Origin of the sequence: Serratia sp. CY33802 (assembly GCF_052169095.1) — a bacterium.
Classification (GTDB): domain Bacteria; phylum Pseudomonadota; class Gammaproteobacteria; order Enterobacterales; family Enterobacteriaceae; genus Serratia; species Serratia bockelmannii.
In genome coordinates this window covers 1,214,953-1,236,131 of the sequence record NZ_JBJNLL010000001.1, presented here as the reverse complement: position 1 = coordinate 1,236,131, position 21,179 = coordinate 1,214,953, and the positions used below count along the sequence as shown (strand labels likewise).

Sequence of the window (21,179 nt, the reverse complement as noted above, 5' to 3'; positions counted from 1 at the left end):
AAGCGCAGTACCCAGAGTGGTGATTTCTTGCAGATTTTACGTAGCGCGATCAAAAAAGCGGGATTTTTGTGCGGTGCCGGCGAGTCTGCCGGCACCGCGGTTATTAACGTTGCCGTAACCAGGCGTGATAGCGCCGCAGAGTGCGGCGGGTGCGCCACCGGTCGATGAGCAGCGACCACAGCGGGGAGTAACGCACGTTGCGCGTCCGATCGCGGCTCAGGGCGTGCATGCGGCGCTTGATCAGCGCCATACGGGCGAGCAGCGTCAGCGTTTTATCGCGCCATTTTACCGGTGCGGGCAGCGCATGAGGGGCTTCGCCGGTTTGCCAGCGGTGCGGCAGATCGGGAATTTCCGCCATGGCGGTGGCGATGCCGACCACCGCGATGCCGCTGTTCAGCACCCGTTGCGCCACCGACGGGCGGGCGATGCCGCCAGTAGTCATCACTGGCATGCGGGCCACTGCGGCGAGATCGCGGGCGAAGGTCAGAAAATAGGCTTCGCGCGCCAGCGTGCTGTCGTCCGCCGCTTCGCCCTGCATCGCCGGGCTCTCATAACTCCCGCCTGACAACTCCACCAGATCGACCGGCAGTTCGTTGAGCATCAACAATACCTGTCGGGCCTCGTCCGGCGAAAAGCCGCCACGCTGAAAATCGGCGGAGTTCAGTTTGACCGCCACGCAAAAGCCTGGCGAGACACGCTGGCGCACCGCGCGCACCACCTCCAGCAGCAGGCGGGCGCGATTCGCCAGCTCGCCCCCCCAACGATCGCTGCGCTGGTTGGACAACGGCGACAAGAACTGGGAGATGAGGTAGCCGTGCGCCGCATGGATCTGCACGCCGGTAAACCCGGCCTGTTCGGCGGCGTGCGCGCTGGCGGCGAAGCGGGCGATCACCTCGGCAATCTGCGCTTCGCTCATGGCCTGCGGCGGGGCAAACTGCTTGCTGTACTTGCCCATCGCCATTGGGATGGCGGAGGGTGCCCAGGCGTTGCCGCCCATGTTGGCCATCACCTGACGGCCCGGGTGGCTGAGCTGCATCCATACCTGCGCGCCTTCTTGGCGCGAGGCCGCCGCCCAGGTTTTGAACGCCTCGAGCGGCGTATCCTGTTCCAGCACTACGCCGCCGGGGCCGGTCATGGCGCGTCCGTCGATCATCACGTTGCCGGTGATGATGAGGCCGGCGCCGCCGATACCCCAGTGGCGATACAGGCGCCATAGCGCGGGGCCGGGCAGTTGGCCTTCATCGGCCAGATTTTCTTCCAACGCGGCCTTGGCCAGACGGTTGGGTAAGCGGCTGCCGTTGGGCAGAATCAGTGGGGTAAACATCGGGTACGTTCCTGTCGCAGGGGGAATGGCGCTATACTAGGGTTAAAGTTAACTTTAAGGTCAATAGGGCATGAAAATCGGAGAGTTGGCGGAGCGCGCCGGCATGGCCGCGTCGGCGATACGTTACTACGAACAGCAGGGTCTGCTGCCCAAAGCGGTGCGCGGCGTTAACGGATATCGGGTGTATAGCGAAAGCGCGCTGGAGCGGCTGCACCTGATCCAAATCGGCCAGAATCTGGGGTTTTCGCTGCAGGCGATCCGCGGGGTATTGGCGCTGCAGGGCAGCGCCTATCAGGATGGGTTGATACAGGGCGTCGACAGCCGGCTGGCGGAAATCGAGCGGATGATGGCGACGCTGAACGAGCAGCGTGAGACGTTGATGGCGACGCGGCGTATTCTGTTGGAATCCGGCGTGGCGGGATTATGCCGCGTAAAAAATGAAAAACAGGCCGGTGCGTGGCCGGCCTGCAAAGATTAACGGTGTTTAAAGGCGGCGCGCCCGGCATATACCGCCGCGATGCCCAATTGGTCTTCGATGCGCATCAGCTGATTGTATTTTTCGATCCGCTCGCCGCGGCACGGCGCGCCGGTTTTCACATGGCCAGCTCGCATCGCAACCGTCATATCGGCGATAAAGCTGTCGACGGTTTCGCCGCTGCGGTGTGAGATAAAGGCGCCCCAGCCATTTGCCTGGCAAAGCTGCACGGCGGCGAAAGTTTCGCTCAGCGTGCCAATCTGGTTCAGCTTGATCAGCGCCGCATTGGCCAATCTTTCATCAATCCCGCGCTGGATGTATTTCACGTTGGTGACGAACAGATCGTCACCGACCAGTTCCACCTGATCGCCCAGGGCGTCGCTGAGAATGCGCCAGCCCGCCCAGTCGTCCTCGGCCAAACCGTCTTCAATCAGCACGATGGGAAAATCTTGCACCAGCCGCTGGTAATAGGCCGTCATCTGTTCGGCATCCAGTTCAGCGTTTTCGCTGCGCAGGCGGTATTTGCCGTTGGCATAGAATTCACTCGAGGCCGGGTCCATGCAAATGGCGATATCGTCTCCCGGTTGATAACCGGCTTTCTCTATCGCCTGCACGATCAGCTCCAGCGGTTGCCGGTTCGAGGCAACCGCCGGCGCAAAACCGCCTTCGTCGCCAACGCCGACCGACAGGCCTTTCTCCAACAGAATTTGGCGCAGCGCCTGATAAACTTCACTGCCCCAGCGCACGGCCTCGCGCAGCGACGGCGCGCCCAGCGGCGCTATCATAAATTCCTGAAAGTCCGCACCTTGCCAGCGGGCATGCACGCCGCCGTTGATGATATTCATGCAGGGCACCGGCAGCAGGTTGGCGCCGAGACCGCCCAGATAACGATACAGCGGCAGCTGCGACAATTGCGCCGCGAGGCGGGCGGCGGCCAGAGAAACGCCGAGCAGGGCGTTGGCCCCCAATCGGCTCTTGTTCTCGCTGCCGTCCAGTGCGATCAACCGGCGGTCAATCTCCCCTTGTTGGCGTACATCCACCCCGCGCAGCGCTTCATTGATCGCCGTTTTGACGCTTTGCACCGCCTCCAGTACGCCTCTGCCGCCGTAACGGTGCGGATCGCCGTCGCGGTGTTCCACCGCCTCGCGTGAACCGGTGCTGGCGCCGGAGGGAACCGAAGCCCGTGCCACGACGCCCGCCGCAGTCATTTCAACTTCGACGGTGGGGTTGCCGCGCGAATCCAGGATCTCTCTGGCGGTTACGTCTTCAATTTCATAGCTCATGGATGATCACCTCATTCTAGGGAGTGGGCACGTGCTTTATCAGCACGTCGATCGACAAATGGTTAATGAACTCGAAGCCGAAGGAGGCAAAGACGCCGAACGGACGGTTCTGATGGCCGAGCAGCAACAGATCGACGCCTTCACGGGCAATCAGGGCCTCGATGTCTTTGAAGCGGTGAATACTGACAATTGCGCGCACCTCCAGGGGGATTGTGCAGTCTTCCACCAGCCGGCTGAGCATGGCTTTGGCAGCGATCACCTCGCTGGACTGGCGATCTTTGGTTTGTGCATCGCTGAGGTAGTCCAGCTCGGCATAGTCGGCGCTGATGTGCGCCACGGTAATGCGCGTATTCATCTGCTGATTGAGGCGTTCGGCATGGCGCAACAGCAGCCGGCCGTCGCGTTCATCCTGCACCAGCAGTAAAGCATGTTGATAGAGCGACATGACTTATCTCCCTGCGTTAGCAATCTGTAGGGTTAACCACGGTAAAACCTCTTTTTTCCGGCTCGTCATGCCGGGCAGCGACACCTGCCGAATGGCGAGCACCCGGTTCGACGAGAAATACAGGGTAGAGCGGTGGCGGGTGATATCGGTAACCAGCAGCGCGGCCATCTCCAGCCCGGCCTCCTGCTTAGCCTGATCGAGCGCCTGTTGCAGCGCGGGCAACAGCGGATCGATATCGCTCATAGCCCGCACTTCTATCTGCGACAGCAGCAGCGAGACGCTATGGATGCGGTAATTCTTAGCGTCACGGTGCAGCAACTGCGGGGCGGATTGCCCCGAAAGATCGGTTTTGGCGGCAAGCAATCCGGCGGTGAAGGCGTCATAGTCAACGTGAGAGATTGCGCATAACCGCGCGACCGCCACCCGATCCTGTTCGGTGGTGGTCGGTGCGCTCAGCGCAACGGTATCGCTCAAAATCGCGCCCAGCAGCAGCGTGGCCTGGGCGGAAGAAAGCGGCATCGGCGTATCTGACGTCAGTATGGACAGGATCACGGTGGCGCAACAGCCAACGGCGCGGATCCAGACATCGGGCGGGTTGCGGGTGATCAAGGTGCCCAGCCGGTGATGATCGATAATGCCGACCACATCGCTGTCGGGCAATGAGGCCGGCCCTTGTTCGACGTCGGTAAAATCCACCAGCCAGACTTTGCGGTCACGGAGATCGCCTTTCAGCAGCGCAGGCGTTTGTACGCCGGCGGCGGCCAGTATGTAGCGGGTTTCCGGCGTCAATTCGCCAAGGCGGAAAGCGACGGCCGGTTTGCCGAGGTGATTGAGCCAGTCCGCGACCACCAGCGCGCTGCAGATGCTGTCGCTGTCGGGATTTTTATGGCCGAAAACGTACAGCGGCATTTCCCGCACGGCGAGATCAGGCTGGGATGGAAAAGGGGTAATACGTGAGATTTCATTCATAGCGACTCCTGACATACCTGCCTAAAAAATAAAGCGAAGTTGTATATCAGGCGTCATCATCCGGTTCGAGCGAACGCGGCGGTTGGGAAAGGTGGAACACCATCACCTTGTGAACGACTGTAGCGCAGCGCGGTGGCAAACGCAATGCCCGGCAAAGCTGGCGAGAATGCGCAATCGGATTGATACTGAGTGAGTCTATGATGGACAAGGATATTTGCCGCTAACCGACGGATAGGCTGAACGGAATCACGCAGGCTGGCTGCGCCGGATCCGTGGGTGACACAATGGGAGACAACATGCTTGAACCCTGCTTCCCCGAAAACGAAGCCGAACGTCTGTCGGTACTGAACTCGCTGAACGTGCTGGATTCGAACTCGGTGGAAAAACTGGATCGTATTACACGGCTGGCGGCGAAATACTTCGGCGTCACCATTGCGCTGGTGTCATTGATCGACCGGGATCGCCAATGGTTTCTATCGCGCTACGGTCTGGATGTCCGGGAAACGCCGCGTAACATCTCATTTTGTGGCCATGCGATCTTGCAACGTGAAGCGCTGGTGGTGCCCGATACCGCCAACGACCCGCGTTTTTTCGACAATCCGCTGGTGATCGGCGGGCCGCGAATCGGTTTCTACGTTGGGCAACCGCTGCTGTCGCTCGACGGTTTGCCGCTCGGCACCCTGTGCATTATCGACAGCCAGCCGCAGCCGTTTTCTCCGGAACAGGTGGCCGACCTGCACGACTTCGCCGCCGTGGTGGAAGAGTACCTGCAGAGCATTGAACGCCATGTCTATACCGAAAACCTGAAGTCCAACCTGCAACGCTCGGAAGCCTTGTTCGAACAGACCTTCGCCCAGGCGGCGGTAGGGATGGCGCTGGTGTCGCTGCAGGGGTATTGGCTGCGGGTCAATCCGCGCATCTGCGAAATGTTGCACTATTCCGAGCGCGAGCTGATGGATCGCACCTTTCAGGACATTACCTATCCGCTCGATCTCAACACCGATCTAGAAAAACTGCAGCAACTGCTGAGAAACGAGATCAGTACTTACTCGCTGGAGAAACGCTATTTCCGTGCCGATGGCTCGATCGTCTGGGTGCAGCTGACGGTGGCGTTAAACCGGCTGCCTAACGGCAAACCGGATCATTTCATCTCGGTTATCGTCGATATCAGCGAGCGCAAGGCGGCGGAGGCCGATCTGTTCGCTCTGCAACACGAGCTGGAACAACGCGTCGAAATCCGCACGCGGGAGCTGAACGTGGTCGTCAAGAAACTCAACGAAGAGATTGAAACCCGGGTACTCGCCGAATATCAGCTCAGCACGGAGAAGGAACGCCTGCGGGCCATTACTGACAACATGCCGGCGTTGATCAGCCAAATCGACGGTAATGAACGCTACCTGTTCGCTAACAGCGCCTATAAAACCTGGTTTGGCCTGGAAGAAAGCCGCCTTAGAGGAATGACGGTGCGCGATTTTATGGGGGAGAACGTTTATCAGATAGCGAAACCGATGATAGACAGGGCCCTGGCGGGGGAAATGGTGAGCTTCGAAAATGAGCTCCAGACCCAGAAGGGGTTGCTGATGATCCACACTACGCTGGTGCCGTGCGAGGCTCAGGGGTTTTACATTCTGTCCATGGATATTACCGAGTTGAAGCGCCTGCAGCAACGGCTGGAGTACGATGCTACGCACGACATGCTGACCGGATTGACCAACCGCCGCGCTTTTCTGCGTCGGTTGTCCAGCACGGTGCAGGCCTGTTGCGAACAGCGGCAAATGGCGCTGGTGTTCATCGATCTCGATGGTTTCAAAGCCCTCAATGACAGCTATGGCCATGACTTCGGCGATCTGATCCTCAAGACGTTCGCCAGGTTGCTCAGCGCCTGCGCCGGCGAGCGCCATAGCGTTTCGCGCCTGGCCGGTGACGAATTCACGGTCATCCTGTGGCCGTTGGCGGAACCGCAGCGCGAGGTCAGCGAATTTTGCGAAAACGTGTTGGCGCGGCTGGCTGATATTTCGCAGATCGGGCAGCAGACGGTGAGCCTGTCCGCCAGCCTGGGGGCGGCGATTTCCTCACACACTGACGTGACGGAGGAGATGCTGTTGACCCGCGCCGACGGCGCGATGTATCAGGCGAAATCGGCCGGTAAGGGCACTTATGCCATCTGCGAGTTATGAGCGTGAAACGGTGACCGTCTCAGGGTAAGCTGTTTTCTTCTTTCCTATGGGCAGAACTCCGGACTGACTGCATGGCGTCTAATCATCAACACAAAGACTGGCTGGAACTGCGGCGCGATGACGAAACCGGCATCGAAAGCGTCAATGCCCACTTTCAGGGGCATGCCTACGATCCCCACGATCATGACGAAATGCTGGTGGGCGTGACGCAGCAAGGTTTACAACGTTTCAACTGTCATCGTTCCTTGCATACCAGCCGGCCGGGACGTGCCATGCTGATCGAGCCGGGCGCGGTGCACGATGGTCATGCGCCGCAGGCCGAAGGGTTTACCTATGCCATGCTTTATCTGCCGCAGCATTGGGTTTCCGATGCGATGAACCGCCGCGGATTAGGGGACGTTTCTGTGCTGGAAGGCGCCTTCCACAGCACGTTGACCGACGATCCGATGCTGGCGACCGCGATACAACAGGCTTTTTTTGCGTTGCATCAGGGGGAAGGCCGGCTGGCGCGCGATCAAAGCCTGGATCAACTGCTGACGCTTTTGGCGCGGCATATACGCGTCAGGCCAACGTCCCAAAGCGATGATGCTTTGATTGTGATGAATCGCTTACGAGACTACCTGCACGAGCACATGGCGGGTAACCCCAGCCTGGATGAACTTGCGCTTCAGTGCGGCCTGGACCGCTTCCGCCTGACTCGCCAGTTCACCCGGGCCTTCGGCCAGTCGCCGCATGCTTACCTGATCCGGCTGAGGCTACGGGCTGCACGCTTGTTGTTGGCGCAGGGGGAAGAACCGGCGCAGGTCGCGATGCAGGTGGGCTTTGCCGATCAGAGCCACTTGGGCCGCTGGTTCCAGCGCGCCTACCGTTTATCGCCGGCGGCCTATCAACGTCAGTGCACAAACGTTCTATACCGCTGATTCGCCCATCGCCGATGATGCGCTTTTATTTTAAGAGCACAACGGAGTAGAGCGAAACATGTTTGATACCAAGATAGCGTTTATCGTACGCGACGATCTGCAGACCTGGCAGCGGCTGAATGTGGTGGCCTTTCTGGCGACGGGCATCGCCGCCGCCGCCCCGGAAATCATCGGCGAGTGTTATGTGGATGCGCAAGGCAGACGCTACGGCGGCATTTCCGGGCAGCCGATGCTGATTTTTGCCGCGGATCTGCCGGGCCTGCAAAATGTGCATCGCAAAGGGCTTGAGCGGGAATTGACGTTGGTTCCCTATGTGCACGCCATGTTTGCGACCGGGCACGATGCAGCCAACCGGCAGGTTTTTCTCGCTGAAGACGCGGACAATCTGGATTTGGTCGGCCTGGCGCTGCGCGGGCCGAAGAAAGCGGTGGATAAGGCGATAAAAGGCCTGACGCTCCACGCCTGAGAATGTCTTTGCCTGGTTTACCGAGTGGACGCGCGAAACGCTCGCGCATGTCCAGGAGGGTGACGCGTTTCCGATACGGCGCTTACGCCTGGAACGTTTGCAGCCAGGCGGCGAATTGGCTCACGACCTCATCGTCCCGATCGCGCAGCAGCAGGGAATAAACGCCGGTTCGGATAGTCAACGCTGGGAAAGGCGACACCAGCCGGCCAGACGACAGATGTTTGGCGCAGAACAGGTAAGGCACGACGGCCAGTCCCAGGCCGTCTTCGGCCGCCTGAATGGCGGCGAAGGTATGGTCGAGCGTCAGCGGCGGCGGCGAGGCGTCCAGCGCCGTCGGATAGGTATTCAACCAACTGTGCCATAAATCCTCACGGGCGCGGATGCGAATGGCGGTATGCCCGGCCAGATTGTCTGGCGCGCTGATCGGCATGGTGCGCAAATAGCTCTGGCTGCAGACCAACAGGCTGTCTTCCTGCAAAAAAGGGATCGCTTTCAGTCCGGAGAAGTGCGCGGGATCGCGCCGGATCGCCAGGTCAAACGGCATATTGCGATCGACGGCCCCAGTGGCGGTGGTGATATCAATCGCGACCTCCGGATGAATCTCGTTGAACGCTGCCAATTTCGGCATCAGCCAGTGCATGGTGAACGTCGGCAGGCTGTGTACCACCAGCCGCTGCCGGCCGACGCTCGCTTTCAGTGCGCTTTCCGCCGAAAACAATTCGCTTATCACTCGGGACGCAGTGCGGGAAAAATTCTCGCCGGCCTGCGTCAGCCGCACGGACTTGTGTCCGCGATAAAACAGTTTGAGCTGCAGCTGTTCTTCCAGGCTGCGGATGTGGCGACTGACCGCGCCGGTGGTGAGAAACAGCTCATCCGCAGCGGCGCTGAAGCTGCCGAGACGGGCGGCGGCTTCGAAAGCGGACAGGTGCGGCAGGGAGTGAATTTTTTTCATAGGTTGAGTCTAGCTCAACCAAGTGAGGGAGGAAAGATCGTTTGTCAGCCGTTGATTTTGCTCACTATGATGAGGCATCTCCTTCTGATTGCTGAGTTTATGATGCGGATCTTTTGGCTATCGGTCATGCGTGTTAATGGCGTTATCCTCACCCTGCGGTTGACAGGGAGGCGCCCCTGAGATGCGAGCTTTCTTTTTGCTTTGCGTGAGCCGGGCCGGCCTCTGCCTGGGCACCATGATGTTCGCCGGCGCGCTGCCGACCATCAGAAGCGAGTGGCAGCTCGACGCCGCCTCCGCCGGTACAGTGCAGACGGTGTTCAGCCTGACCAACGCCCTGGCGTTGCTGGTGGCTTCCTGGTGGTGTGATTCGCTGGGCGCGCGTCGGGTGTATCTGCTGTTTTCCTGGCTGGGTGCCGGTGCGCTGATGCTGTTCGCCGTGTTTGCCCATTCGTATATCGGCGCACTGGTGTTGATGGCCTTCGTCGGCCTGACGCAGGGCGGCGCCTATACGCCGGCGCTGCTGTTAGCGATGGGGATGAACGGCCCGGCCCGACGCGGTTACGCCATCGGTATGATCCTGGCGGCCAGTTCGTTGGGGTATTTTCTGTCGGTTTTCATCGCCGGTTGGAGCGCCATGCGCTGGGGCACCGGCGTGGCGTTTGCCCTGTGCGCCGCCGGTGCGCTACTGGGGGCGCTGGCGGGTTCGTTGGCCCTGGTCGGTTATCAGGAACCGCAACCGCGCACGCTGGGGAGGAAGACGAAACGAGAAAGCTATGCTATCACCTATGCGACCCTGCTGTTGCTGATCGGGTATATCGCTCACAGCTGGGAACTGCTCGGTAACTGGGCCTGGGCACCCAGCCTGGTCAGCGAGGCGTTGAGCGGTTTCTCTCTGGATCCGCTCAGCGCCGGATTGATCGCCGCGGCGGTGATCCACCTGGCCGGCATGATCTCCACGCTGATTGTCGGCACCGTTTCCGACTATTTCAATCGTGCCTCGGTGCTGACGTTTGTGGGCGCCGCCGGTGCGTTGGGATCGCTGCTGATGGGGTGGTCGGCGAACTGGGGGCCGGGCTGGACGCTGCTGTTCGTCAGCATCGGCAGTTTCTTTATTCTTGGCGACTCCGGCGTGCTGTCGGCGGCGATGGCGGACAACGTGCCGCCGCAACAGCTCGGCAGCGTGATGGGCTGGCGATCGTTGCTGGGGTTCGGCATCGGTTCGTTCGCCCCGTTATCCTTTGGCATCGTGATGGATACCACCCAGAGCTGGGGCACGTCTTATGCCGTGTTGGCCTGCGGCGGCGGGGTAGCCTGCCTGGCGGCAGGATTGCTTTGGCGACAACACTTGAAATGAGGTTCGGACATCATTAAATGAATGGAACATCATCACGCATGGTTATCGTGGGCGCCGGGATTGTCGGCGCATCGATCGCCTATCATCTCGCGCGCCAAGGGCAGCACGTTATCGTGGTTGAGCAGGCGCATCCCGCGGCGGGAGCCACAGGCCGCTCGTTTGGCTGGATCAGCGAAGGCGTGCCTGAGGGCGCGCCCGACGCGTTTCTGCGGCGCGAGATCGTGGCTGACTGGATACGCCTGGCGCAGGAGATCCCGGATCTCTGGGTGAATTGGTCCGGCGCGCTCAGCTATGGTCAGGCGCCGGCGACGCAAAACCCCGATAATCGGCTTTTGCCCTCCGCCGAGGTGACCGCGCTGGAACCGGGGCTCAGGCAGCCCGATAGCCAAGCCTATTTTGCGGCGCGTGACGGCGCCGTCGATCCGCAAGAAGTGACGCAGCGGTTGCTCGAATGCGTTCGCGCGTGGGGCGGGGAGTTGTTCCTGGGGCGAACCGTCAGCGGATTTTTGCGTGAAGACGGGCAGATAATCGGCATCGTTACCGAGGAAGGCGCGATTACCGCCGATCGGGTGGTGCTCGCCTGTGGCACGGGGATCTCGGCGCTGTTGGACGGTAGCGGATTCTCGCTGCCGATCGAGGCGTCGCCGGCCATTTTGTTACGCTATCACGCGGCGGCGCAGGTGGTGAACACGCTGATTGCGGGCGACGACATCGAAGTGCGTCATGCACAAAATGGCGATCTGCTGGCGGCGGAAGATTATCCTGCGCACGGCGATGAAAATCGCGTGGAGGGCGAAGCGCAATCGGCGATTGAAGGGCGCCTGCCAGGCACGGCGCCCTTGAAACTGCAGGCGTGTTCGGTGGGGATGCGCCCCCGGCCGCGCGACGGTTATCCCATCGTTGGGCCGCTGGGCGCCACCTGCCTCTATGTGGCGGTGATGCATCCGGCCGTGATGTGCGCACCGACGCTTGGCCGGCTGATCGGAGACGAGCTGCTGCATGGCGTCAATTCCGCCATTCCGCACGCTTATCGCCCGGCGCGATTTATTAATGATGGGGTGTGAAGGGGGAGACCATCGCGATCTCCGGCAGACGGCGCCTTGGTCTCGCCGTTCAGGTTTTCCGACTACGGATCAGCACCGTAATACGCTCAACCCTGCAGCGGTTTTTTGCGCCCTCGGCGAGGCTCTTATATATTTAGTAGCATGCCTGAGGCAGGTTAGGCATGAAACGGCGGTCGATCTGGCCGCTGCAAGTACGACAGTTAATCCGTTCGCCAAGAGGCTGCGAGCCGGTGCTTTCGGTAGGGACAGCCGCCAATCGTTTTTACGGCGACCGAAGGCGGAGCAGCTACTCACAGGTCACGAGGACACTTACCATGCATAAGAGAACACTGGCGTCACTGCATTACGAAAACATGCCTTACGATGGGGTACACTTTCACATTTTGAAACGGGAGACGCCTGGCCATACGGCGTTGCTGAAGCTCGATGCGGGCAGCCAACAACCGGCGCGTTTTCATCCGGGCTGGGTGAAACTGATGGTGCTGAGCGGTGAACTGAAGGTTGACGATCAGACGTTGCAACCCCATGAGATGTTAATCATTCCTGCCAAGACCGCCTATACGGTACAGGCCATCACGGAAGTGATTTGTCTGGCGATTTCCGAGCTGGACGGCGCCGAGTTGGCCCGTTGACGAGATAACCATTCTGGATGGAGGAGAGCCTAGGCGCTCTCCCTATCCCTTTAGCATTAAGCCGCCCCCCAGGCTGAGCTACCTGCTGATTGATGCGCATACCTCCTGATTTAAGCCACCGCGCTTTCCCTTTCCATCACTTTCGGCCGCGTCGCCCCCGCAACGAGCCGCCATTGCGCAGCGCATGCGCAACGTCATCGCCTTCGTTTTAAGCAGAACGATGAAATTTTGGTGTAAATAGTGAGTTTCTTCGCATAAGGCCCCTGGTGTGGCTTGCGAGAACGTCACTATATGGAGGATCATGCGGCCTCTCTATCAAATAAAAGACATTCGCGTTATCAAAAGGGACAAACGACCATGGGATTCGACGTCGACAACGCCGAAACGAAACGCATCGACCTCAGCAGCCACGAAAACTCTGCGTTCGAGGTGACGGGGCTGGTGAAACACTACCCGGCGGGCTTTGTCATTCCTTACCACTCGCATAAACGCTGCCATTTGCTCTATTCGCAACAGGGTGTTATGGCGGTCGAGGCGAGCTGCGGACGCTGGATCGTACCGCCTACCACCGCAGTCTGGCTGCGGCCGGGGGTAGAACATCAGTTGGTCATGCAGAGCAACATTTGCGTTTACGGGATTTTTGTTGATGAATTCACCGCCGCGCGGTTGCCGTTGCGCGACGGCGTCTTGCAGGTGTCGCCGCTGCTGCGCGAGCTGATCGCCCAGTTGGCGACGCTGGCGCCCGAGGGCGAGGAGACCAAACGCCACGCGTTGCTCAGAGCATTGTTCCTCGAGGAACTGAGCCTGCAGCCGCAGCTGGCGCTGCATCTCCCTTGGCCGATGGAAGCGAGAATGGCTGACATTTGCCGGCAGTTGGTCATCACGCCGGCCGACGATCGCGGCATTGAGATCTGGGCGGATTCATTGTCGATCAGCGCGAAAACCTTCCAGCGTCACTTCACTCAACAAACCGGCATCACCTTTGGTCAGTGGAAACAGCGTCTACGGCTGTTGTCGTCCATCCCGCTGCTGCTGGCGGGCAACTCGATCATCCACGCCGCCTTCGAAAGCGGTTATGAGAGCCACAGCGCCTATTCGGTGGCGTTCAAAAAACTGTTTGGCGTTTCGCCTTCGCGCTTTACGCTATAGCCTTATGGCAGTGATCCGCTTGGAGATTGTTGTTGCTTGCACTCAGGTGAGCATCGACTGCCGAGCGAAGATACCCGCCATCGCGCCGTGGTGACTGAGGGAGTATCAGAGAGGCTGTCCGCGCGGGCATTAACCATATTGATAGCAGGGCTGCGGCGAGACCGGCAAAGCTGCCGCCGATGATGATGACGTCATTATTCATGGTGAGATGTTCCGTTTTGTTGATTAAGGGGAGTGCCCGGGGGCGCTGTATCATCCGGCGAAAAGTCTGCCAGAGTGCAAGTGTATTTAGGGCAAACAGGAAGAAGCCTTGAACCGAATTTGAATTGTGACCATATTACCAATTGGTCACTCGTTGTCAGCCGGGCTTCATTGAGCTAGGATGGGAAAATGACTAAACAGATGAATGAAACCCCTTCCAGGGGACCTTCCGACCACAGTGTCCGCGATCAGGTCGTTGACGCGGCCACTGAGCATTTCGGTCACTATGGCTACGAAAAAACAACGGTTTCCGACCTCGCCAAAGCAATTGGTTTTTCAAAAGCTTATATCTATAAATTTTTCGATTCCAAGCAGGCGATTGGAGAAGTGATCTGCGCTAATCGGCTGGCGATCATAAGGGATATTGTCCACGCAGCGATTGCGGATGCGCCGACAGCTGCAGAGAAAATAAGGCGGTTATTCAAGGCATTGTCAGAATCTGGCTGTGATTTATTTTTTCATGACCGTAAGTTGCACGATATTGCGGCTGTTGCTGTGCGTGATAAATGGCCCTCAGCACAAGCTCATGAGCAGCACCTGCGGCAGCTAATCGAGCAGATCATTGTTGAAGGGCGCCAGGCAGGTGAGTTCGAAAGAAAAACGCCACTGGATGAGGCGGCGGATGCGATTTTTATGGTCATGCGTCCCTATATCAGCCCGGTTCAGCTGCAATATAATTTGGACACCGTCCAAGCAGCGGCGGTGTTGCTGCCATCACTGATCTTGAGAAGTTTGTCACCCTGACTTTGTGACCATTGACAATAATGGTCACAAGTATAAGTATGGGTTCCTGTCCTGTTAATTAATTAAGGGAACCCATGCTCGGACTTAAACCTGTCACCTTTGCTGTCTGTCTGTTGCCGTTTGCCCTTGTGGCCTGCGGTGAGGCTTCCGATAACCGCGATCCACGCAGTCTGCCACCTCTGGTCAGGTCTGCCGCAGCGATCAATGCAACCGACTTTTCCCGTGCTTTTACGGGGGTGGTGGTTGCACGAATTCAGAGCGACCTTGGTTTCAGGGTTCAAGGCAAAATCCTGGAACGTCTCGTCGATACCGGCCAGGCCGTGAAACGTGGCCAGCCGTTAATGCGTCTGGACCCGGTTGATCTGAGCCTACAGGCTCAGGCTCAACAGCAGGCAGTCGCCGCAGCAAAAGCGCGAGCCCGACAGACAGCGGATGATGAATCGCGTTATCGCGGTCTGGTCACTACAGGTGCTGTGTCGGCATCCGCTTACGATCAGGTTAAGGCTGCCGCAGAGACGGCCAGGGCTGACCTCAGTGCCGCCCAGGCGCAGGCGAATGTGGCGCAAAACGCCATGGGCTATGCAGTCCTGGTCGCTGACGCCGACGGAGTGGTGATGGACACGCTGGCCGAGCCAGGTCAGGTGGTCAGTGCCGGACAGCCAGTTATCAGGCTGGCGAGGGCTGGACAACGCGAAGCGGTCGTCCAACTGCCTGAGACGCTGCGCCCGGTAATTGGAAGCGTGGCACAGGCCTCTCTGTACGGCAGCGATACACCCTCTGTTTCCGCGAAGCTACGGTTACTCTCTGATGCAGCCGATCCGCTGACGCGCACGTTTGAAGCAAGGTACGTGCTCGACGGTCCATTGTCTGGTGCCCCTCTGGGGGCCACTGTCACCATCCATATTGCGCAGAGCAGAGCATCGCAGCCGTTGCTGCAGGTGCCTTTAGCGGCTGTTTTTGACGCGGGTAAAGGTCCGGGGGTCTGGAGCATTTCAGGAAATCCCGCCAGAGTGACCTGGCGGTCCGTGCAGGTCGTGAGCCTCGGGGATGATGCAGCAAGCGTAACCGGCAGCCTTAAGCCTGGCGAACAGGTCGTAGCGCTGGGCGCTCATCTACTGCATGATGGTGAGACAGTCCGGCTGGCGAAGCAGAGCGATATCCGTGTCGTCGGGAGTCGTCCATGAGTCGCGGACGTTTCAATCTTTCCGCGCTCGCCGTACGCGAGCGTTCCGTTACGCTGTTTCTTATCCTGTTGATCACCGTTGCCGGTATTCTCTCGTTCCTTGGGCTGGGGCGCGCAGAAGACCCGCCTTTTACGGTCAAGCAGATGACCATCATTTCCGCCTGGCCTGGAGCAACGGCTAAGGAAATGCAGGATCAGGTGGCCGAACCGCTGGAGAAGCGTCTCCAGGAGCTCAAGTGGTATGACCGCACAGAGACCTACACGCGTCCCGGTCTGGCTTTTACCATGCTCTCATTGTTGGACAGCACTCCCCCCTCAGAGGTCCAGGAAGCGTTCTATCAGGCACGCAAAAAACTCAGCGACGAGGCTAAAAACTTGCCGGCAGGGGTGTCTGGGCCGATGGTTAACGATGAGTTTTCGGATGTCACGTTTGCGCTCTTTGCGCTGAAGGCAAAAGGCGAGTCACAGCGGCTACTGGTGCGCGATGCCGAGTCATTACGCCAGCGCTTATTACATGTTCCCGGGGTAAAAAAAGTCAATATTATCGGTGAGCAGGCCGAGCGGATATTTGTCTCATTTTCCCATGACCGTCTGGCAACCCTGGGGGTCTCTGCCCAGGATATCTTTGCAGCCCTGAACAACCAGAACGTGCTGACACCTGCGGGCTCGATAGATACCCGTGGGCCGCAGGTTTTTATCCGTCTGGATGGGGCTTTTGACACACTGGAAAAAATTCGTGAAACGCCGGTTGTGGTGCAAGGGAGGACGCTGAAGCTTTCCGATGTGGCGACGGTCGAGCGTGGCTACGAAGATCCGGCGACCTTTATGGTGCGTAATCAGGGCGAACCTGCACTTCTGCTGGGTATCGTGATGCGTGAGGGCTGGAATGGTCTGGAGCTGGGTAAAGCGCTGGATAAGGAAGCCGTCAGCATCAATGCGGACATGCCACTCGGCATGACATTCGTGAAAGTCACCGATCAGTCAGTTAACATCAGTTCCGCCGTAGATGAGTTCATGATCAAATTTTTCGTCGCGTTGCTGGTCGTGATGGTGGTCTGCTTTCTCAGTATGGGTTGGCGTGTGGGTGTGGTGGTCGCTGCTGCTGTGCCCCTGACGCTGGCTGTCGTCTTTGTGGTCATGGAGGCGTCAGGTAAAAACTTCGACCGTATTACCCTGGGCTCGCTCATCCTGGCCCTGGGGTTGTTGGTGGATGACGCCATCATTGCCATTGAAATGATGGTGGTGAAAATGGAGGAGGGGTACGACCGAATCAAAGCCTCAGCCTATGCATGGAGCCACACTGCTGCGCCGATGCTGGCAGGCACCCTGGTGACGGCCGTTGGCTTTATGCCCAACGGTTTTGCACAATCCACGGCGGGTGAATATACCAGCAATATGTTCTGGATTGTGGGAATTGCATTGATTGCCTCCTGGGTGGTGGCAGTGGTGTTCACCCCTTACCTTGGGGTGAAAATGCTGCCGGATATCAAAACGGTTCAAGGGGGGCACACAGCTATCTACAACACCCGCCGCTACAACCGTTTTCGTCAGTTGCTGGCGCAGGTCATCGCGCGAAAATGGCTGGTCGCGGCTTCTGTCGTTGCGGTATTCACCGTTGCTGTTCTCGGCATGGCGCTGGTGAAAAAACAGTTTTTCCCGACGTCTGACCGGCCAGAGGTCCTTGTGGACGTCCAGATGCCGTATGGCTCGTCCATTGAACAAACCAGCGCCGCCGTGACGAAAATTGAGGACTGGCTGAAGCACCAGAAAGAAGCAAAAATCGTGACGGCTTATATCGGGCAAGGGGCTCCTCGTTTTTATCTCGCCATGGCACCCGAGCTACCTGATCCCTCTTTTGCGAAAATTGTTATCCTGACGGACAGTGAGGGAGCCCGTGAGGCGCTCAAGTTCCGTCTTCGCCAAGCTGCGGCTGATGGACTGGCTCCTGAGGCGCGAGTTCGCGTGACCCAACTGGTGTTTGGCCCTTACTCACCCTATCCGGTTGCCTTCCGTGTGACAGGGCCTGATCCGACGGTATTACGAGACATCGCGGACAAGGTGAAAATGCTGATGCAGGCCAGCCCGCTGATGAGAACGGTCAACACGGATTGGGGCTCACGCGTGCCAACACTGCATTTCACCCTGAATCAGGACCGCCTGCAGGCCGTGGGGCTGACGTCAAATGCCGTGGCCCAGCAGCTTCAATTCTTGCTTTCGGGTGTTCCTATCACCGCGGTGCGCGAAGATATCCGTTCGGTGCAGGTCGTGGGACGCGCTGCCGGCGATATCAGACTTGATCCGGCGAAAATAGAGGGTTTCACCCTGGTCGGTTCTGCAGGGCAGCGTATTCCGTTATCGCAGGTTGGCGAGGTCGAAGTGCGCATGGAAGACCCGGTCCTGCGACGTCGTGACCGTATGCTAACCATTACCGTGCGAGGCGATATTGCCGAATCCCTTCAGGCACCTGATGTTTCCACTGCGATTTTTAAACAACTGCAGCCCATCATCACAACGCTTCCGAATGGATACCGGGTTGAACAGGCGGGCTCTATTGAGGAGTCAGGGAAAGCTACCCAAGCGATGGTGCCGTTATTCCCTATCATGATAGCCATGACATTGCTGATCATTATCCTTCAGGTGCGTTCGATGTCGGCGATGGTGATGGTCTTTATGACCGCACCTCTGGGGCTGATCGGTGTGGTGCCAACCTTGCTGCTCTTCAACCAGCCCTTTGGTATCAACGCGCTGGTTGGTTTGATTGCCCTGTCAGGGATCTTGATGCGTAACACGCTGATCCTCATTGGGCAGATTCATCACAACGAGCAGGAAGGGCTTGAACCCTATCATGCGGTCATTGAGGCAACGGTACAGCGCTCCAGGCCTGTACTGCTGACGGCGATGGCGGCCATTCTGGCCTTTATCCCGTTAACCCACTCGGTATTCTGGGGAACCCTGGCCTATACCCTGATAGGCGGGACACTGGGTGGAACCATTATTACGCTGGTGTTCCTGCCTGCTATGTATGCTATCTGGTTCCGGATAAAGAGCCCAACGGCAACCTTGCCAACCGAAAGCCATTCCACGTCTGAAGGATTAAAAAATGTCTGAATATAAAGCTGTTCTGATTGCCGGCGTTTCATCAGGCATTGGCAGGGCTGCCGCCTTGGCCCTTAAAGCCAGAGGTTGGTACCGTCAGGGATATCGATGGCGCTTCGCCGTTGAATGGCGTTGCGCTGACAGAAATGGATGTTCGTCATTTAAGCATCATGCCTAAGCTGGAATAAATTAAAGCCGATAGATATGCCAGTTGCGCAATACGGCGCAACTGGCATGATTTGGATAGTAACGTAAGATATTTTTCGTTTTCCAAGCGGACCTCGCGCATAGCGCGCTTCTCCTATAGATTGAAGCAACCTAATGACGTATAAAGCAAAGCAGTCAACCTCCGAGGCCGCCTCCCGTGATAAAAATTGTCGTGTATCTGATTATCGCCGTGACGATCGCCATTATTGCGGCAAGAGTCATCTTTCGTTTGCCGGATATTTCGCAGCGTCTGCCGCAGGCGGCATTGCCGGCGGATCCTACCGCGCTATTGCCGGCGCGGGCCGCCGAACAGATGGCGGCACATTCCGGCCTGAGCGGCGTGGTGCCGCTGGTCAGCGGCCACGATGCGTTCGCCAGCCGCCTGGCGCTGGCGCGGATGGCGGAAAGGTCTATCGACGCTCAGTACTACATCTGGCATAACGACACCTCCGGGCAGATCCTGCTGAAAACCCTGTATGACGCGGCCCAACGTGGGGTGCGCGTGCGGCTGCTGCTGGACGATAACGGCGTCGCCATGGATGAGACGCTGGCGGCGCTGAACGCCCAGGAAAACGTCGAGATCCGTCTGTTCAATCCGTCCACCGTACGTACGCCGAAGCTGGCCGGTTACGCCTTCGACTTTATGCGCATGAACCGGCGCATGCATAACAAGTCCTACATCGTCGACGGCGCCGTGGCGATCATCGGCGGCCGCAACATCGGCGACGAGTATTTTCAGGTCGGTGACGAAAACTATTTCCTCGATCTCGACGTGTTGAGCGTCGGCAACGTGGTGGCGGAGACCGCCGAGGTCTTCGATCGCTACTGGAACAGCGCCTCGGTGTTCGGCGTTGAGCAGATTATTCGGGGAAAAGGCGATCTTTCCGCCTTCCTGACGCAGGCCGCCGCCACCGAAACCAGCGAGCGCGCCCGTAAACTGGCGGTGCAGCTGGAAACCAGCGCGGTGCGCTTTCGCGATGGCGCCATACAGCCGGAATTCACCCAGGTAGAGCTGGTGGCCGACGATCCGGCGAAAGGGTTGGGCAAGGCTTCGCGCGATCGTTTGATGGTGACACAACTGGGTAAGATCATCGGCGGCGTCAGCCAGCAATTGGATCTGGTCTCCGCCTATTTCGTGCCGGGGCGAGAAGGGGCGACTTTCTTTGAATCGCTTGCCAAACAGGGGAAATCCATTCGCGTGCTGACCAACGCGATGAACACCACCGACGTGCTGGTGGTGCATGCGGGCTACGCCAAATACCGACGTGAGCTGCTGCAGGCGGGCGTCGAACTGTTCGAGCTGAAGCTGCGCGCCGGTCAACCGACCGGGCGCAAGGAGCTCAAGCCGCTGGGGCTGTCCGGCGCGGCGCTGCATGCCAAAACCTTCGCCATCGACGATAAGCGGGTGTTTATCGGCTCGTTCAATTTCGATCCGCGCTCGGCGCACCTGAACTGCGAAATGGGATTCTTGATCGACAGCCCGGCGCTGGCGGCCGACACCCGCCAACTGTTTGATGGCCCGCTCGAGTACGCCGCCTATCGGCCGGCATTGACGCCCGAAGGCAAAATGGTGTGGAAAGAAGCCTTCGAAGACGGCCATACCGAGGTACACCAGCAAGAACCCGGTGCCGGCTGGGTAAAACGCATCGTTCTTACCGTGGCCGGCTGGTTGCCTATCGAGTGGATGTTGTAACGCCGGCGAAGGCCGCCAACACCTGTTGAGTCAACCGCTGCAAGGGAACCTCGCCCGCGATGATCGCAACGAGGCGCGCATCCTCAAACAGGGCGAGGGAGGGCACGGATTTAATACCGAATGCAGGGGCGAGCGTCGGCGCCTGCGCGACGTCAATGCTGCCGAAGGCGATCTCGTTGGTGTGACGGTGCAGCTGTTCAACGATCCCCTGCATATTCTGGCAGGGGCGACACCAGGAGGCGGAAAAGTAGAGGATGGCCCGCTGCCCCTTGGGTTTATCCGCATCATAGAGGAAATGGGCCACCTCATGGGGCTCTGCCAGGTTCGTGATCGTCATGGCAGGCTCCCGACGATCTCTATCCCCATCCAAAACATCGTGACGATTTGTGTGAAAAAGAAAGCGAAACGCCATGTGGCGACGTTTTCCGTCTGCTCGAAACCGATGTGAACCAGACTCTGCGCCATGCGCGCGCCGAGTAGCACCAGAGACAAGACATTCAGCGTCGTGCTTTCCACCTGAAATACAGCTATCGCCACGACGAGGGCCGTATAAACCGGCAAATTTTCAATGCAGTTGCGATGCGCCGCAATGGCGCGCTGGTAGCTATCGCTGCCCTGTGGTTTGTTCGCTTGCCATTCGCTCACCGTGGCACGGCCGGTTAAAATTCTGGACCAGCGATAAACGCCGACGGTGCCGAATAGAATCAATAAGGTCCAGCCGGCAAACGCCAGCAGTACCAGGGTTGGCATATTCATAATGCATTCTCACTTGTGTTGGGGAAGGC

Annotated in this window: 19 protein-coding genes and 1 riboswitch; of the genes, 12 read left to right on the top strand and 7 right to left on the bottom strand. The window is 58.7% G+C overall.

Features of this window, described 5'->3' with window-relative positions:
• Nucleotides 1-103 precede the first annotated feature (103 nt).
• A complete protein-coding gene (locus ACJ8HA_RS05775) occupies nucleotides 104-1,324 on the bottom strand; it encodes an NADH:flavin oxidoreductase/NADH oxidase family protein (protein WP_025302830.1) in 1,221 nt (406 codons plus the stop codon).
• Nucleotides 1,325-1,394: 70 nt separating this feature from the next.
• Here ACJ8HA_RS05775 and ACJ8HA_RS05770 point away from each other — a divergent pair, with 70 nt between their 5' ends.
• The gene (locus ACJ8HA_RS05770) at nucleotides 1,395-1,802 is read left to right on the top strand and encodes a MerR family transcriptional regulator (RefSeq protein WP_060447176.1); all 408 of its coding nucleotides are present in this window, start codon (nucleotides 1,395-1,397) and stop codon (nucleotides 1,800-1,802) included.
• Here ACJ8HA_RS05770 and eno read toward each other — a convergent pair.
• The 3 genes from eno to ACJ8HA_RS05755 are packed head-to-tail and all read right to left on the bottom strand — an operon-like array spanning nucleotide 1,799 to nucleotide 4,496.
• Nucleotides 1,799-3,082: a phosphopyruvate hydratase gene (gene eno, locus ACJ8HA_RS05765; RefSeq protein ID WP_442515247.1), complete on the bottom strand. Its 1,284-nt coding sequence runs from the start codon at nucleotides 3,080-3,082 to the stop codon at nucleotides 1,799-1,801. The genes ACJ8HA_RS05770 and eno overlap by 4 nt on opposite strands.
• A gap of 16 nt (nucleotides 3,083-3,098) precedes the next feature.
• Nucleotides 3,099-3,527 (bottom strand): universal stress protein, encoded by a 429-nt coding sequence (locus ACJ8HA_RS05760; protein WP_025302833.1) that lies wholly within the window; start codon nucleotides 3,525-3,527, stop codon nucleotides 3,099-3,101.
• A gap of 3 nt (nucleotides 3,528-3,530) precedes the next feature.
• A complete protein-coding gene (locus ACJ8HA_RS05755; RefSeq protein ID WP_346419316.1) occupies nucleotides 3,531-4,496 on the bottom strand; it encodes a DHH family phosphoesterase in 966 nt (321 codons plus the stop codon).
• Between the two features lie 40 nt (nucleotides 4,497-4,536).
• Nucleotides 4,537-4,612: riboswitch (Fluoride riboswitch) on the bottom strand.
• A 180-nt stretch (nucleotides 4,613-4,792) separates the two neighbouring features.
• On the opposite strand from ACJ8HA_RS05755, the gene ACJ8HA_RS05750 reads away from it, so the two are divergent.
• The 3 genes from ACJ8HA_RS05750 to ACJ8HA_RS05740 all read left to right on the top strand — a co-directional run bounded on the left by ACJ8HA_RS05750 (nucleotide 4,793) and on the right by ACJ8HA_RS05740 (nucleotide 8,059).
• Nucleotides 4,793-6,673: a diguanylate cyclase domain-containing protein gene (locus ACJ8HA_RS05750; protein WP_060447173.1), complete on the top strand. Its 1,881-nt coding sequence runs from the start codon at nucleotides 4,793-4,795 to the stop codon at nucleotides 6,671-6,673.
• A gap of 71 nt (nucleotides 6,674-6,744) precedes the next feature.
• Nucleotides 6,745-7,593 carry an AraC family transcriptional regulator gene (locus ACJ8HA_RS05745; RefSeq protein ID WP_151428520.1) on the top strand — a complete coding sequence of 283 codons (849 nt, stop codon included), beginning with the start codon at nucleotides 6,745-6,747 and terminating at the stop codon, nucleotides 7,591-7,593.
• A gap of 58 nt (nucleotides 7,594-7,651) precedes the next feature.
• Complete coding sequence (locus tag ACJ8HA_RS05740) at nucleotides 7,652-8,059, top strand: DUF2000 family protein (RefSeq protein WP_025302837.1); 408 nt, start codon at nucleotides 7,652-7,654, stop codon at nucleotides 8,057-8,059.
• An 82-nt stretch (nucleotides 8,060-8,141) separates the two neighbouring features.
• Here ACJ8HA_RS05740 and ACJ8HA_RS05735 read toward each other — a convergent pair whose 3' ends face one another.
• Nucleotides 8,142-9,011 carry a LysR substrate-binding domain-containing protein gene (locus tag ACJ8HA_RS05735; protein WP_151428521.1) on the bottom strand — a complete coding sequence of 290 codons (870 nt, stop codon included), beginning with the start codon at nucleotides 9,009-9,011 and terminating at the stop codon, nucleotides 8,142-8,144.
• A 181-nt stretch (nucleotides 9,012-9,192) separates the two neighbouring features.
• On the opposite strand from ACJ8HA_RS05735, the gene ACJ8HA_RS05730 reads away from it, so the two are divergent.
• From ACJ8HA_RS05730 to ACJ8HA_RS05695, 8 genes are all read left to right on the top strand, one after another.
• Nucleotides 9,193-10,365, top strand: coding sequence for an MFS transporter (locus ACJ8HA_RS05730; protein ID WP_414483243.1), 1,173 nt, complete (start codon nucleotides 9,193-9,195; stop codon nucleotides 10,363-10,365).
• Between the two features lie 17 nt (nucleotides 10,366-10,382).
• Nucleotides 10,383-11,429 (top strand): NAD(P)/FAD-dependent oxidoreductase, encoded by a 1,047-nt coding sequence (locus ACJ8HA_RS05725; RefSeq protein ID WP_060447172.1) that lies wholly within the window; start codon nucleotides 10,383-10,385, stop codon nucleotides 11,427-11,429.
• Between the two features lie 314 nt (nucleotides 11,430-11,743).
• Nucleotides 11,744-12,061 carry a cupin domain-containing protein gene (locus tag ACJ8HA_RS05720; RefSeq protein ID WP_025302841.1) on the top strand — a complete coding sequence of 106 codons (318 nt, stop codon included), beginning with the start codon at nucleotides 11,744-11,746 and terminating at the stop codon, nucleotides 12,059-12,061.
• A gap of 357 nt (nucleotides 12,062-12,418) precedes the next feature.
• The gene (locus ACJ8HA_RS05715) at nucleotides 12,419-13,210 is read left to right on the top strand and encodes an AraC family transcriptional regulator (protein WP_025302842.1); all 792 of its coding nucleotides are present in this window, start codon (nucleotides 12,419-12,421) and stop codon (nucleotides 13,208-13,210) included.
• Nucleotides 13,211-13,600: 390 nt separating this feature from the next.
• On the top strand, nucleotides 13,601-14,215 hold the full coding sequence (locus tag ACJ8HA_RS05710; RefSeq protein ID WP_089180905.1) for a TetR/AcrR family transcriptional regulator: 615 nt from the start codon (nucleotides 13,601-13,603) through the stop codon (nucleotides 14,213-14,215).
• A 74-nt stretch (nucleotides 14,216-14,289) separates the two neighbouring features.
• Nucleotides 14,290-15,399 (top strand): efflux RND transporter periplasmic adaptor subunit, encoded by a 1,110-nt coding sequence (locus ACJ8HA_RS05705; protein ID WP_141998080.1) that lies wholly within the window; start codon nucleotides 14,290-14,292, stop codon nucleotides 15,397-15,399.
• Entirely contained in the window at nucleotides 15,396-18,506 is a 3,111-nt protein-coding gene (locus ACJ8HA_RS05700) for an efflux RND transporter permease subunit (RefSeq protein WP_442515246.1), read from the top strand. Before ACJ8HA_RS05705 ends, ACJ8HA_RS05700 begins: the two co-directional genes overlap by 4 nt.
• 352 nt (nucleotides 18,507-18,858) lie before the next feature.
• Nucleotides 18,859-20,394 carry a phospholipase D family protein gene (locus tag ACJ8HA_RS05695; protein WP_025302846.1) on the top strand — a complete coding sequence of 512 codons (1,536 nt, stop codon included), beginning with the start codon at nucleotides 18,859-18,861 and terminating at the stop codon, nucleotides 20,392-20,394.
• On the opposite strand, the gene ACJ8HA_RS05690 is transcribed toward ACJ8HA_RS05695, so the two are convergent.
• Nucleotides 20,375-20,731, bottom strand: a complete 357-nt coding sequence (locus tag ACJ8HA_RS05690; RefSeq protein ID WP_049204040.1) for a thioredoxin family protein — start codon at nucleotides 20,729-20,731, stop codon at nucleotides 20,375-20,377. The genes ACJ8HA_RS05695 and ACJ8HA_RS05690 overlap by 20 nt on opposite strands.
• A complete protein-coding gene (locus ACJ8HA_RS05685; RefSeq protein WP_025302848.1) occupies nucleotides 20,728-21,150 on the bottom strand; it encodes an MAPEG family protein in 423 nt (140 codons plus the stop codon). The genes ACJ8HA_RS05690 and ACJ8HA_RS05685 overlap by 4 nt, the downstream gene beginning before the upstream one ends.
• Nucleotides 21,151-21,179 lie beyond the last annotated feature (29 nt).

Coding starts and splice junctions, on each gene's coding strand:
- eno (WP_442515247.1), bottom strand. CDS start 3,082: ATGAGCTATGAAATTGAAGACGTAACCGCCAGAGAGATCCTGGATTCG.
- ACJ8HA_RS05755 (WP_346419316.1), bottom strand. CDS start 4,496: ATGAATGAAATCTCACGTATTACCCCTTTTCCATCCCAGCCTGATCTC.
- ACJ8HA_RS05775 (WP_025302830.1), bottom strand. CDS start 1,324: ATGTTTACCCCACTGATTCTGCCCAACGGCAGCCGCTTACCCAACCGT.
- ACJ8HA_RS05700 (WP_442515246.1), top strand. CDS start 15,396: ATGAGTCGCGGACGTTTCAATCTTTCCGCGCTCGCCGTACGCGAGCGT.
- ACJ8HA_RS05745 (WP_151428520.1), top strand. CDS start 6,745: ATGGCGTCTAATCATCAACACAAAGACTGGCTGGAACTGCGGCGCGAT.
- ACJ8HA_RS05730 (WP_414483243.1), top strand. CDS start 9,193: ATGCGAGCTTTCTTTTTGCTTTGCGTGAGCCGGGCCGGCCTCTGCCTG.
- ACJ8HA_RS05740 (WP_025302837.1), top strand. CDS start 7,652: ATGTTTGATACCAAGATAGCGTTTATCGTACGCGACGATCTGCAGACC.
- ACJ8HA_RS05770 (WP_060447176.1), top strand. CDS start 1,395: ATGAAAATCGGAGAGTTGGCGGAGCGCGCCGGCATGGCCGCGTCGGCG.
- ACJ8HA_RS05750 (WP_060447173.1), top strand. CDS start 4,793: ATGCTTGAACCCTGCTTCCCCGAAAACGAAGCCGAACGTCTGTCGGTA.
- ACJ8HA_RS05735 (WP_151428521.1), bottom strand. CDS start 9,011: ATGAAAAAAATTCACTCCCTGCCGCACCTGTCCGCTTTCGAAGCCGCC.
- ACJ8HA_RS05715 (WP_025302842.1), top strand. CDS start 12,419: ATGGGATTCGACGTCGACAACGCCGAAACGAAACGCATCGACCTCAGC.
- ACJ8HA_RS05720 (WP_025302841.1), top strand. CDS start 11,744: ATGCATAAGAGAACACTGGCGTCACTGCATTACGAAAACATGCCTTAC.
- ACJ8HA_RS05725 (WP_060447172.1), top strand. CDS start 10,383: ATGAATGGAACATCATCACGCATGGTTATCGTGGGCGCCGGGATTGTC.
- ACJ8HA_RS05705 (WP_141998080.1), top strand. CDS start 14,290: ATGCTCGGACTTAAACCTGTCACCTTTGCTGTCTGTCTGTTGCCGTTT.
- ACJ8HA_RS05690 (WP_049204040.1), bottom strand. CDS start 20,731: ATGACGATCACGAACCTGGCAGAGCCCCATGAGGTGGCCCATTTCCTC.
- ACJ8HA_RS05685 (WP_025302848.1), bottom strand. CDS start 21,150: ATGAATATGCCAACCCTGGTACTGCTGGCGTTTGCCGGCTGGACCTTA.
- ACJ8HA_RS05710 (WP_089180905.1), top strand. CDS start 13,601: ATGACTAAACAGATGAATGAAACCCCTTCCAGGGGACCTTCCGACCAC.
- ACJ8HA_RS05760 (WP_025302833.1), bottom strand. CDS start 3,527: ATGTCGCTCTATCAACATGCTTTACTGCTGGTGCAGGATGAACGCGAC.